Genomic DNA, 11670 nt, shown 5'->3' with positions numbered 1-11670 from the left:
GTGACGCGAGCTGACTTATGATTGCAGAAGTCAGACGTGACGCTATAGGCTGACTTCGCACGAGGCAAGTCAGGCGGAGAGTGGAGGTCGGGGAGATGACGGACCTGCTGCGGGAACGGGATGCCTGGTCCATGGCCAACTGCTCCGTCGCCCGGACCCTGGAGGTCGCCGGCAACAGGACGGCGATGCTGATCATGCGCGAGGCGTTCTTCGGCACCCGCCGGTTCGACGACTTCGCCCGGCGGGTGGGCATCGGCGAACCCGCCGCCGCGGCGCGCCTGAAGGAACTCACCGCCGCCGGGCTCCTGGAGCGCGTGCCCTACCAGGAGCCCGGCCAGCGGACCCGTTACGCCTACCGGCTGACCGAGAAGGGACGGGACTTCCTGCCCGTCCTCACGGCGCTGCGGCAGTGGGGCGACACCTGGGCCACGGACGAACAGGGCCCCCCGGTGGTCGTACGCCACCGGGACTGCGGCGCCGCGGTGCACGCGGTGCTGCGCTGCGACGACGGCCACGACGTGCAGCTCGGCGAATCCCTCGTCGACGCCGGCCCGGGTCTCATCCGGGTAGCCCCGCCCGCCCCCGACGCCGCCCCCGACGGCGACTGAGACACCCGGCGGGACGACCACGGTGGCGCCCGCGCTCACCCATCACGAGGAGTTGCCTTGACGCTCGACCTCCATCCCGAGCAGGACCCCAGGTCACGCACGTTCGGCTGGGAGGACCCCGCGATATCCGCCGGCGCCGTCCCGGACCACAGCGGTCTCGCCTTCCTCCGCGAGATCCTGGCCGGCCGCCTGCCCGCCCCGCCGATCGCCGCCACCCTGGGTTTCAGCCTCGAAGAGGCCGAGTACGGCCGGGCGGTGTTCGCCATGGTGCCCGGCGAGGAGCACTACAACCCGATCGGCAGCGTCCACGGCGGCGTCTACGCCACGCTCCTCGACTCGGCGGCCGGCTGCGCGGTGCAGTCCGTACTCCCCCAGGGCACCGGGTACACCTCGATCGACCTGACCCTGAAGTTCCTCCGCCCGATCACCGTCGACACCGGCAAGGTCCGCGCCATCGGCACCGTCCTCAACAGCGGCCGCCGCACCGCCCTCGCCCAGGCGGAACTCCGCGACTCCGAGGACCGCTTGCTGGCCCATGCGACCAGCAGCTGCATGCTCTTTCCGGTGCGGGGGCCCCAGAGCACCTGAGTCCGGCAAGCGGCACCGGCCCGCGGCGGTCAAGGCCACGAGCGGGGCCGGGACCGCCGTCGACGCGATCTCCGCCCGCAGCTCGGCCCGTTGGCGGGCTGCCCGTCGGAAGGTCCGGCCCCGTCTTGATCTACCCTCTCCGGATGGACGGCTCCCCCTGCCTCTGCATCCTCTGCGAACCGCCCGCGGACGGCCCGGCCTTCGAAGAACGGGACAGCCGGATAGCGCGGAGTGTCACCGACTTCGGCTGGCACGTGATGGGTGTGGGCGCCGGCGGCGACGCACCCGCGGACTGGGCGTACTCCATCGGGCTGTGGCACACGCTGCGCAGTCCCGAGGTCTGTGTCTTCGGCCTGCGGACGGATGTCGCCATGCCCGTCGTGAACGCGGCCGGAGCCGGAATCCGCGGTGGGCTTCCCCTGGAGCCGGACCAGCGCAGGGACGACGTCCTCAACGGCCACGACGTCGCCGTCCGGCCTGTCCACCCCAGCTGGTACCGGGACTTCTTCGGTGCCGGCATCGACTTCTGCCAGGCCCCTCCGTGGCCCGTCACGCAGTTGTTCTGGCCCGACAAGTCCGGACGCTTCCCCTGGGAGGACGGAGTGACCGACTACTGCCGCACGAGTCAACCACTGCTCTGGATCCCGAAGTCCGACACGGAGGGACCCTGGTCGCAGGTCGCGTGAAGGCCACCCTGCCGCCTCCGGCACGCATCGCTTGCCGTACTTCGGTGCTGTAGCTCATGTGCGGTGGCTGAGGGCGACATGCTGTCCTCATGGCATCCGAGGGAAACATCGTGGAGCGGTTGTGGCCGCTTGTTGAGATGCATCGAGGCCGTCAGCAGACAGCCGTTCGATTCCGCCCGGCGACTTGGCTCCCCTGGCTGGAACCGCATGGGGCGACACAGGCCCTCGAGCTCGGTGCGTTGGACACGGCTTCGACTTCAGGCGAACGTCTCATCAGCCGCGACGACCTCACTGTGGCGCGGCAGGCGCTCAGCGACGACCCGGAGGGACTCCGTGACCTGTTCGTCGGGGTCATGATCTGGGGAGCAGGGACGACCAATGGGCGAGCACCGCGTTATACCAGTGCCGCTCTGGGGGACACCCGTATGCCACATGTGCTGGAGGCGACGCGCAGTGCTGTCCGTGTCGGCGAGCTGACCCGGGCGTATACCGAGTTCACCCTGCGGGGGGTGGGACGGTCGTTCTTCACCAAGTGGTTTGCCACGGTCGATGACCGGGATGCCGAGTGCGAGCGTGCCTTGATCCTGGATGATCGAGTCCTCCGATCCGTCAATGCTCTCGGCTGGTCAAGCAGGGAAGCCGCGGGCACACGACGTTGGTCAGCTCGGTACGCCGCGTATACAGGCGCCATGCACGAATGGGCCGGCTCCTTGAGCGTGACGGCGCCCTGGCTGGAGTGGCTGCTGTTCGACCTGAACGGTCACGTAGAGGCCCAATGACCTCAGCCCGGGGCCGCGCTGGGGCCTCGCCAGGGCCCATAAACTCACGCCGTGGCATTCACGAGCACCCCGCACTACTGCTTCCTCTGACCGGAAGGTGTTGAGGGCGAGGCCGGTCGGCGTCGCCCTCGTTGGTGTGCCTGCGGCGTGAACCACGTTGCTGTCGGTGTCCGTTGGCGGTCGACGACGGCGGCCCTCTGTGTGCGCACGCAGGCACGGTCCTTCTCCCTCCACCGTTGTCAGGAGTGCCTCGTGCCCGTGCCGCTTCCCCCTGCCCTCGAGCGCGTCCTCGACCTGCTGCGCTGCCCGATGTGCCGCACCCACCGCATCCGTCCCGGCCGCGGCGTACTGCGCTGCCCGGCGGGCCACACCTTCGACATCGCCCGGCACGGCTACGCCGGGCTGCTGACCGGCACCCGCGCCACCAGCGGCGACGACGCGGCCATGGTCCGGGCCCGGGAACGGTTCCTGTCCGCCGGCGGCTACGCGCGCATCCGTGACGCCGTGACACGCCTCGCGGCCGCGGCCGCGCCCGAGCGGGCCACGGTGCTCGACGTGGGCTGCGGCACGGGCTACTACCTGGCCGGCGTTCTCGACCGGCTGCCCGGCGCCCGCGGCCTCGGGCTGGACACGTCGGTGCGTGCGCTGCGCGCGGCGGCGCGGGCCCATGACCGAGCCGGCACCGCGGCCTGGGACGTCTTCCGTCCCCTTCCGCTGGCCACCGGGGTCGCCGATGTCGTGCTGGACGTGTTCGCCCCGCGGAACCCGGCCGAGTTCCACCGGGTGCTCCGTCCGGCAGGGCGGTTGATCGTGGTCCGCCCCACCGGGCGTCATCTGGCCGAACTGCGCGAGCGGCTGCCTGCGGCGGTGACCGTCGACCCCGCCAAGGAGCGGCGCCTGCACCGGGCGCTGGATCCCTTCTTCGCCGTCGCCGCCACCGAACAGGTGGAGTACGGCGCGGACCTGGCCGGGGAGGAGGCCCTCGACCTGCTGGGGATGACGCCGAGCGCACGCCACTTGAGCCGGGCGGACCTGAGCGACGAGGCCCCGCTGCCCGACCGGGTCACCGTCTCCGTGCTGGCCACCGCCTATCGGCCGAGGTGACCACGAAGGGCCTGCCCCAGCCGGAAGGCGGCTCGCCGTTCCCAGCGCCTCCCGTCGTGGATCAGCAGGTCGACCGTCGATACCCGCGCCACGACGGGGAGGCCGGCCGGCAGGTCCGCCTCGGCCTTCTCGATGACGGCCTCCTCCTGGCCTTGGGCGACCGTGAGGTGCGGGACGATGTCGTCGAACGCGCCGCCGAACGGCGGGTTCTCCGGCCAGCGTTCGGCGATCGCTTCGGTGAGGCCTCTGAAGCGGGCGGCCGGTTCGGGGGCGGGGGCGAGGTACAGGACTCCCGGGAACCGGCCGCAGCGGTCGAAGCGGGCCTCGAACGGCCGGTGCCGAGAGAGCAGGTCGCCCAGCGCGGCGTGCACACCGCCGTCGATCAACCCCGCGTCGAGGAACGGGAAGAGCACGGTGACATGGGCCGGAACACCGGCACGGGCCGAGGGGTCGAGGCGGTCCCGCCACGCTCCCACCACGGGTTCCGCCTCCGGGACCCGCACGATCAGTCCGGACTGACCCGCCCGGAACGCATCAGCCTGCACGTCGTCCGTCATCGCACCTGTCTACCAGCAGGCCCCGGTCCCGGGGAGCGCCATGGCCCAAAGAGGCGGTCCTGTCCGCGAGTTGGCCACGGATGGACTGACCCCGGGCGGAACGCCAAAGCTGGATCTGGACACGATGTGAGGTTAGGCTAACCTAAGCTACATCCCGTCCGGCGGTGTTTCCGCACGTCCGAAAGCAGCCACACCTATGTCCAACGCCAGAGCAGCCCACCTCACCCGCCGCGGCATCCTCGCCGCCGGTGGCGCCCTCGGTCTCGGCGCCGTGCTTGCCGCCTGCGGTGACGACGACAGAAGCGGTGGCTCCTCCGACAAGGGGACGACGGCCGCCAAGTCCGGTCCCTGGACGTTCAAGGACGACCGGGGCACGACCGTGAAGCTGGACAGGGCTCCGGCGAACATCGTCGCGTTCGTCGGCGTCGCCGCAGCGCTCTACGACTACGGCATCGGCGTGAAGGGTGCCTTCGGGCCCACGAAGACCAAGGCCGGCAAGGCCGACGTCCAGGCCGGCGACATGGACGTCAGCAAGCTGACCGTCCTCGGCAACGAGTGGGGCCGGTTCAACGTCGAGAAGTACGCGGCGCTCGCGCCCGACGTCCTCATCACCACCATGTTCGACGGCGCCGGCACCCTCTGGTACGTCCCGGAGGAGTCCAAGGACAAGATCGCCAAGCTCGCCCCCAGCGTCGGCATCTCGGCCTACGACCGCCGGCTGACCGTCCCGCTCCAGCGCGTCTGGGCCCTCGCGGAGTCGCTCGGCGCGGACATGACGGCGAGCAGGGTGACCGACGCGAAGAAGCGGTTCGAGGAGGCCTCGTCCCGGCTGCGCGCCGCGGCCAAGGCGCACCCGGACATCAAGGTGCTGGCCGGTTCCGCGGCCCAGGACATCTTCTACGTGTCCGGCTCCGGCCTCTCCGTGGATCTGGAGTACTTCAAGGCCCTCGGCGTGAACCTCGTCGAGCCCTCCGCCTCCGTACTGAAGGCGAGCGGCGGCTGGTACGAGTCGCTGAGCTGGGAGAACGTCGACAAGTACCAGGCCGACATCATCATGATGGACGACCGTACGGCGACCATCCAGCCCGCCGACATCACCCAGGCCACCTGGAAGAAGCTCCCCGCGGTCAAGGCCGGCCAGGTCATCTCCCGCTCCCCCGAGCCGATCTTCTCGTACGACAAGTGCGTCGCGATGGTGGAGAACCTCGCCAAGGCGATCGAGACGGCGAAGAAGGTCAGCTGACCCGCGGGCAGCACCGCACCCGGACAACGTCCTGAGTCCCAGGAGCCCATATGACGACGGCCGTAGCCGCCCCGTTCCGTTTCTTCTCCCTCCAGGTCGCACGGACGAGGCGGCTCGGTCCGTCTCTGGTCCGGGTCACCTTCGCCGGTGCCGATCTGGCGCACTTCCACTCCCACGGGCGCGACCAGTCGCTCTCCCTGTTCATCCCGGCCGAGGGGTGCTCCGAGCCCGTCGTACCGATCGAGCTCGGCGAGGGATGGTGGCAGGGCTGGCGCGGCCTCCCGGACGGCGTACGGGCCGTGATGCGGTCGTACACACTGCGGGAACTGCGCCGGGATCCCGACCAGATCGACATCGACTTCGTGCTGCACGGGGTCGAGCCGGGGGCCGCGACGCCCGCCGGGCCCGCCTCCCGGTGGGCGTCGCGGGCCGTCGCCGGGGACCGGGTGGTCCTGCTCGGGCCCGCCGTCGCCGACAACCGGGCGATCCGGTTCCGGCCGCCCGGGGACACCGACCTGGTGCTGGTGTGGGGTGACGAGACCGCCGTACCCGCCGCGACCGCCATCCTCGGATCGCTGCCCGCCGGCACTCGCGTGCGCGCCTGGCTGGAGGTGCCGTGCGCCGGGGACGTCCAGGACGTGGTCACCGCGGCGGACGCGGAGATCACCTGGCTGGTGGGCGGCGGCCGCGACGCCGTCGCGGAGATCCGTGCCGCGCAACTCCCCTCCCCCGCACGCCCGTACGTCTGGATCGCCGGGGAGTCCGGGCGGGTGAAGGAGCTGCGCCGTCACCTCGTCGGCGAGCGCGGGATCGACCGGCGCCGGGTCACCTTCGTCGGGTACTGGCGGCGGGGCCTGACGGAGGAACAGCTCCGGTCCGCAGACGGGTAGTTACGGCCGCCAGGTGGTTACGGCCGCCGGGCAGCCGCTGCCGCCGACGTGACGGCCGTCACGGGAAGGGCGGCATTCCACGGGCAAGTTACTTAGGTTAGGCTAACCTAAGTGGAACGGATCACTTCCCTCCCCCGCACGGATCGCCCCGGAGGACCCATGCGCTCGCACCTGCTCAATGACCTCACCGCGGAGCAGTACCGCCGCTCCGTGACCGAAGGAGTAGAGCGGGTGGCGGCCAAACTCGCCACCACCGACCGTCCGTTCACGGGTGTCACCGTCGACGCCCTCTCCCCCCGCATCGACGGCATCGACCTCGACCGCCCGCTGCACGACACCACCGCGGTCCTGGACGAACTGGAGGACGTCTACCTCCGCGACGCCGTCTACTTCCACCACCCCCGCTACCTCGCCCACCTCAACTGCCCGGTGGTCATCCCGGCGGTGCTCGGCGAGGCGGTGCTCTCCGCCGTCAACTCCTCCCTGGACACCTGGGACCAGTCGGCGGGCGGCACCCTCATCGAGCGGAAACTGATCGACTGGACGACCGCCCGCATCGGCTTCGGCGCCGCGGCCGACGGCGTGTTCACCTCCGGCGGCACCCAGTCCAACCTCCAGGCGCTGCTGCTGGCGCGGGAGGAGGCCAAGACCGAGAACCTCGGCGACCTGCGGGTCTTCGCCTCCGAGGTCAGCCACTTCAGCGTGCAGAAGTCGGCGAAACTGCTCGGCCTCGGCCCGGACGCGGTGGTCTCCGTCCCCGTCGGCGCCGACAAGCGGATGCAGACCGTCGCCCTCGCCCGCGAGCTGGAACGGTGCGAGGACGACGGACTGGTGCCCATGGCGGTCGTCGCCACCGCGGGCACCACCGACTTCGGTTCCATCGACCCGCTCCCCGAGATCGCCGGGCTGTGCGAGCAGTACGGCGTGTGGATGCACGTCGACGCGGCCTACGGCTGCGGACTGCTCGCCTCCCTGCGGCACCGGGACCGGCTCGCCGGCATCGAGCGCGCCGACTCGGTCACCGTGGACTACCACAAGTCCTACTTCCAGCCGGTGAGTTCGTCTGCGGTGCTGGTCCGGGACGGGGCGACCCTGTGCCATGTCACCTATCACGCGGACTACCTCAACCCCCGCCGCATGGTCACCGAACGCATCCCCAACCAGGTCGACAAGTCCCTCCAGACCACCCGCCGCTTCGACGCCCTCAAGCTGTGGTTGACCCTGCGCACCATGGGCGCCGACGGCATCGGTGAACTCTTCGACGAGGTCTGCGAGCTGGCGCGGGAAGGCTGGAGGCTGCTCGTGGCCGACCCGCGCTACGACGTCGTCGTCGAGCCGTCCCTGTCCACCCTCGTCTTCCGCTACATCCCGACGGCCGTCACCGACCCGGCCGAGATCGACCGTGCCAACCTCTACGCCCGCAAGGCCCTGTTCGCCTCCGGCGACGCGGTGGTCGCGGGCACCAAGGTCGGCGGCCGCCACTACCTCAAGTTCACCCTGCTCAACCCCGAGACCACGACGGCCGACATCGCCGCCGTCCTCGACCTGATCGCCGGCCACGCCGAGCAGTACCTGGGAGACTCCCTTGACCGCGCGTCCTGAACACCCGACCAAGACCTATGACTTCGTGGGGATCGGGCTCGGGCCCTTCAACCTCGGCCTCGCCTGCCTGACCGAGCCGATCGACGGACTCGACGGCGTCTTCCTCGACTCCAAGCCCGACTTCGAGTGGCACGCCGGCATGTTCCTGGACGGCGCGCACCTCCAGACGCCGTTCATGTCGGACCTGGTCACCCTCGCGGACCCCACCTCGCCGTACTCCTTCCTCAACTACCTGAAGGAGAAGGGCCGGCTGTACCCGTTCTACATCCGCGAGAACTTCTATCCGCTCCGGGTCGAGTACGACGACTACTGCCGCTGGGCCGCGCACAAACTGACCAACGTCCGCTTCGGCACCACGGTGACGGAGGTCCGCCACGAGGCGGAGCACTACCTGGTCACGACGGCGGCCGGCGAGACGTACCGCGCCCGGCACCTGGTCCTCGGCACCGGCACCCCGCCGTACATCCCCGAGGTCTGCCGGGGCCTGGGCGGCGACTTCATCCACAACTCGCGCTACCTGCGGCACAAGCAGGAGCTCCAGTCCAAGGAGTCGATCACACTGGTCGGCAGCGGCCAGTCCGCCGCCGAGATCTACCACGACCTGCTCAGCGAGATCGACGTCCACGGCTACCGCCTGAACTGGGTGACCCGCTCCCCCCGTTTCTTCCCGCTCGAATACACCAAGCTCACGCTGGAGATGACCAGCCCGGAGTACGTCGACTACTTCCACGCCCTGCCCGAGGCGACCCGCTACCGGCTCACCGCCGAGCAGAAGGGCCTCTTCAAGGGCATCGACGGCGACCTGATCAACGAGATCTTCGACCTGCTCTACCAGAAGAACCTCGGCGGCCCGGTACCGACCAGGCTGCTGACCAACTCCGCCCTGCGGGCGGCCGCCTACGGCAACGGCACGTACACGCTGACGCTGCGCCAGGAGGAGCAGGGCAAGGACTACGAGATCGAGAGCCAGGGCCTGGTCCTGGCCACCGGCTACACGTACGTCGAGCCGGAGTTCCTGAAGCCCGTCCGGGACCGGCTGCGCTACGACGCGCACGGCAACTTCGACGTCGCCCGCAACTACGCGATCGACGTCACCGGCCGCGGCGTCTTCCTGCAGAACGCCGGCGTCCACACCCACAGCATCACCAGCCCCGACCTGGGCATGGGCCCCTACCGGAACGCGTACATCATCCGCGAGCTGCTCGGCTCCGAGTACTACCCGGTGGAGAAGACGATCGCCTTCCAGGAGTTCGCCGTATGAGCACGACGACGCCCTTCACCTTCCGCCCCCTGGACCCCCTGCGGGACGCCGAGCTGCTGCACCGCTGGGTCACGCACCCCAAGGCGGTGTACTGGATGATGCAGGACGCGAGACTGGAGGACGTCGAGCGGGCGTACATGGAGATCGCGGCCGACGAGCACCACCACGCGCTGCTCGGCCTCGGCGAGGACGGCGAGCCCGCCTTCCTCATGGAGTACTACGACCCGGCCCACCGCGAGCTGGCCGGGCTGTACGAGCCCGAGCCGGGCGACGTCGGGATGCACTTCCTCACCCCCGCCACGGACACCCCCGTGCACGGCTTCACGAAGGCCGTCATCACGGCCGTGGTGGCCCGTCTCTTCGAGGACCCGGCGGCCCGCCGGATCGTCGTCGAGCCGGACGTCGGCAACAAGGCCGTGCACGCCCTGAACGAGGCCGTCGGGTTCGTCCCCGTACGGGAGATCCGGAAGCCGGAGAAGACAGCGTTGCTGAGCTACTGCACCCGGGAGCGGTTCGAGCAGGCGGTGGCCGCCGGATGACCCTCGCCGACGCCGTGGCCCACCTCTCCCCCGAGCGCTGGGAGAAGGCCAACCGGCTGCTCATACGCAAGGCCCTCGCCGAGTTCGCCCACGAGCGCCTCCTCACCCCGGAGCGGGACGGAGAGTCGTACGTCGTCCGCAGCGACGACGGGCTCACCCGCTACCGCTTCACCGCCGTCCGCCGCGCCCTGGACCACTGGCAGGTGGACCCGGACTCCATCACCCGTACCCGGGACGGTGCCGGACTCCCGCTCGCCGCGCTGGACTTCGTCGTCGAGCTGCAGAAGTCACTGGGGCTGAGCGACGAGATCCTGCCGGTCTACCTGGAGGAGATCTCCTCCACCCTCTCCGGCACCTGCTACAAGCTCACCAAGCCGCGGATCACGGCCGCCGAGCTCGCCGGAAGCGGCTTCCAGGCGATCGAGACCGGCATGACCGAGGGCCACCCCTGCTTCGTCGCCAACAACGGGCGGCTCGGCTTCGGTGTCCACGAGTACCTGTCGTACGCGCCCGAGACGGCGAGCCCGGTCCGGCTGGTGTGGCTGGCGGCCCACCGGTCGCGGGCCGCGTTCACCGCGGGGGCCGGGATCGAGTACGAGTCGTTCGTGCGGGACGAGGTGGGCGAGGCGGCCGTCGCGCGCTTCGACGGCGTCCTGCGCGAGCGGGGCCTGGACCCCGCCGACTACCTCCTCGTCCCGGTCCACCCCTGGCAGTGGTGGAACAAGCTCACCGTCACCTTCGCCGCCGAGGTCGCCCGCGGGTACCTGGTCTGCCTGGGCGAGGGCGACGACGAGTACCTGGCCCAGCAGTCCATCCGGACCTTCTTCAACAGCTCGCACCCCGAGAAGCACTACGTCAAGACCGCGCTCTCGGTCCTCAACATGGGCTTCATGCGCGGGCTCTCGGCCGCCTACATGGAGGCCACCCCGGCCATCAACGACTGGCTGGCCCAGCTCATCGACAACGACCCGGTGCTCAGGTCCACAGGCCTGTCGATCATCCGGGAGCGGGCGGCCGTCGGCTACCGGCACCTGGAGTACGAGCGGGCGACCGACCGCCACTCGCCGTACCGGAAGATGCTGGCCGCGCTGTGGCGGGAGAGCCCGGTCCCGTCCCTCCAGGAGGGCGAGTCCCTCGCCACCATGGCCTCCCTGCTGCACGTGGACCACGAGGGCGCCTCCTTCGCGGCCGCGCTGATCGAACGGAGCGGGCTGCCGGCGCGGGAGTGGCTGCGCGCCTACCTCCGGGCCTACTTCACGCCGCTCCTGCACAGCTTCTACGCCTACGACCTGGTGTTCATGCCGCACGGCGAGAACGTCATCCTGGTGGTGCAGGACGGGGTGGTACGGCGGGCGATCTACAAGGACATCGCCGAGGAGATCGCGGTCATGGACCCGGACGCGGTGCTGCCGCCCGCGGTGGAGCGGCTGCGGGTGGAGGTTCCGGAGGAGAGGAAACTCCTCTCGATCTTCACGGACGTCTTCGACTGCTTCTTCCGCTTCCTCGCCGCGAACCTCGCGGCCGAGGGGGTCCTGGCCGAGGACGACTTCTGGCGGACGGTCGCCGAGGTCACCCGCGAGTACCAGGCGTCGGCGCCCGGACTCGCCGAGAAGTTCGCGCGGTACGACATGTTCGCGCCCGAGTTCGCGCTGTCCTGCCTCAACCGGCTCCAGCTGCGCGACAACCGGCAGATGGTGGACCTGGCGGACCCGTCGGGCGCCCTCCAGCTGGTCGGAACCCTGGAAAATCCCGTCGCGGGGTTCTGATCCGGGCCGGCGGGCTCCCCCGAGTACGGTCCTCGGGGGAGCCCGCC

12 protein-coding genes are annotated in these 11670 nt (G+C 70.3%); 11 read left to right on the top strand and 1 reads right to left on the bottom strand.

Translation table 11 applies throughout. The annotated features are described in order from the left end of the window. Window positions 1-95 precede the first annotated feature (95 nt). The 5 genes from BLW82_RS27405 to BLW82_RS27385 all read left to right on the top strand — a co-directional run bounded on the left by BLW82_RS27405 (window position 96) and on the right by BLW82_RS27385 (window position 3765). Window positions 96-608, top strand: coding sequence for a winged helix-turn-helix transcriptional regulator (locus BLW82_RS27405; RefSeq protein ID WP_093508302.1), 513 nt, complete (start codon window positions 96-98; stop codon window positions 606-608). A 57-nt stretch (window positions 609-665) separates the two neighbouring features. Continuing rightward, window positions 666-1196: a PaaI family thioesterase gene (locus BLW82_RS27400; protein ID WP_093502696.1), complete on the top strand. Its 531-nt coding sequence runs from the start codon at window positions 666-668 to the stop codon at window positions 1194-1196. Between the two features lie 143 nt (window positions 1197-1339). Further along, complete coding sequence (locus tag BLW82_RS27395; protein ID WP_093502694.1) at window positions 1340-1882, top strand: DUF4262 domain-containing protein; 543 nt, start codon at window positions 1340-1342, stop codon at window positions 1880-1882. Window positions 1883-1971: 89 nt separating this feature from the next. Continuing rightward, window positions 1972-2661 carry an 8-oxoguanine DNA glycosylase OGG fold protein gene (locus BLW82_RS27390; protein WP_256215972.1) on the top strand — a complete coding sequence of 230 codons (690 nt, stop codon included), beginning with the start codon at window positions 1972-1974 and terminating at the stop codon, window positions 2659-2661. A gap of 252 nt (window positions 2662-2913) precedes the next feature. After that, the gene (locus BLW82_RS27385) at window positions 2914-3765 is read left to right on the top strand and encodes a methyltransferase domain-containing protein (RefSeq protein ID WP_093502692.1); all 852 of its coding nucleotides are present in this window, start codon (window positions 2914-2916) and stop codon (window positions 3763-3765) included. On the opposite strand, the gene BLW82_RS27380 is transcribed toward BLW82_RS27385, so the two are convergent. After that, window positions 3750-4322, bottom strand: a complete 573-nt coding sequence (locus tag BLW82_RS27380; RefSeq protein ID WP_093502690.1) for a 2'-5' RNA ligase family protein — start codon at window positions 4320-4322, stop codon at window positions 3750-3752. The two genes, BLW82_RS27385 and BLW82_RS27380, sit on opposite strands and share 16 nt — an antisense overlap. Window positions 4323-4518: 196 nt before the next feature. Here BLW82_RS27380 and BLW82_RS27375 point away from each other — a divergent pair, with 196 nt between their 5' ends. From BLW82_RS27375 to BLW82_RS27350, 6 genes are all read left to right on the top strand, one after another. Further along, window positions 4519-5565, top strand: a complete 1047-nt coding sequence (locus BLW82_RS27375; RefSeq protein ID WP_093502688.1) for an ABC transporter substrate-binding protein — start codon at window positions 4519-4521, stop codon at window positions 5563-5565. 50 nt (window positions 5566-5615) lie between these two features. Further along, window positions 5616-6455 carry a siderophore-interacting protein gene (locus BLW82_RS27370; protein WP_093502686.1) on the top strand — a complete coding sequence of 280 codons (840 nt, stop codon included), beginning with the start codon at window positions 5616-5618 and terminating at the stop codon, window positions 6453-6455. A 159-nt stretch (window positions 6456-6614) separates the two neighbouring features. Continuing rightward, window positions 6615-8057, top strand: coding sequence for a lysine decarboxylase DesA (gene desA / locus BLW82_RS27365; RefSeq protein ID WP_093502684.1), 1443 nt, complete (start codon window positions 6615-6617; stop codon window positions 8055-8057). Next, window positions 8041-9318, top strand: coding sequence for a lysine N(6)-hydroxylase/L-ornithine N(5)-oxygenase family protein (locus tag BLW82_RS27360; RefSeq protein WP_093502682.1), 1278 nt, complete (start codon window positions 8041-8043; stop codon window positions 9316-9318). Before desA ends, BLW82_RS27360 begins: the two co-directional genes overlap by 17 nt. Further along, window positions 9315-9857 carry a GNAT family N-acetyltransferase gene (locus tag BLW82_RS27355; protein WP_093502680.1) on the top strand — a complete coding sequence of 181 codons (543 nt, stop codon included), beginning with the start codon at window positions 9315-9317 and terminating at the stop codon, window positions 9855-9857. The genes BLW82_RS27360 and BLW82_RS27355 overlap by 4 nt, the downstream gene beginning before the upstream one ends. Then, complete coding sequence (locus BLW82_RS27350; protein ID WP_093502678.1) at window positions 9854-11623, top strand: IucA/IucC family protein; 1770 nt, start codon at window positions 9854-9856, stop codon at window positions 11621-11623. The genes BLW82_RS27355 and BLW82_RS27350 overlap by 4 nt, the downstream gene beginning before the upstream one ends. Window positions 11624-11670: the final 47 nt, after the last annotated feature.

This window comes from Streptomyces sp. Ag109_O5-10 (assembly GCF_900105755.1).
Lineage (GTDB): Bacteria > Actinomycetota > Actinomycetes > Streptomycetales > Streptomycetaceae > Streptomyces.
This window is presented reverse-complemented; position numbering and strand designations above follow the sequence as displayed.

What these genes read in the sequence shown, in the direction of transcription:
- BLW82_RS27405 (WP_093508302.1), top strand. Translation starts at nt 96, where the DNA reads ATGACGGACCTGCTGCGGGAACGGGATGCCTGGTCCATGGCCAACTGC.
- BLW82_RS27395 (WP_093502694.1), top strand. Translation starts at nt 1,340, where the DNA reads ATGGACGGCTCCCCCTGCCTCTGCATCCTCTGCGAACCGCCCGCGGAC.
- BLW82_RS27390 (WP_256215972.1), top strand. Translation starts at nt 1,972, where the DNA reads ATGGCATCCGAGGGAAACATCGTGGAGCGGTTGTGGCCGCTTGTTGAG.
- BLW82_RS27380 (WP_093502690.1), bottom strand. Translation starts at nt 4,322, where the DNA reads ATGACGGACGACGTGCAGGCTGATGCGTTCCGGGCGGGTCAGTCCGGA.
- BLW82_RS27375 (WP_093502688.1), top strand. Translation starts at nt 4,519, where the DNA reads ATGTCCAACGCCAGAGCAGCCCACCTCACCCGCCGCGGCATCCTCGCC.
- BLW82_RS27370 (WP_093502686.1), top strand. Translation starts at nt 5,616, where the DNA reads ATGACGACGGCCGTAGCCGCCCCGTTCCGTTTCTTCTCCCTCCAGGTC.
- desA (WP_093502684.1), top strand. Translation starts at nt 6,615, where the DNA reads ATGCGCTCGCACCTGCTCAATGACCTCACCGCGGAGCAGTACCGCCGC.
- BLW82_RS27355 (WP_093502680.1), top strand. Translation starts at nt 9,315, where the DNA reads ATGAGCACGACGACGCCCTTCACCTTCCGCCCCCTGGACCCCCTGCGG.
- BLW82_RS27350 (WP_093502678.1), top strand. Translation starts at nt 9,854, where the DNA reads ATGACCCTCGCCGACGCCGTGGCCCACCTCTCCCCCGAGCGCTGGGAG.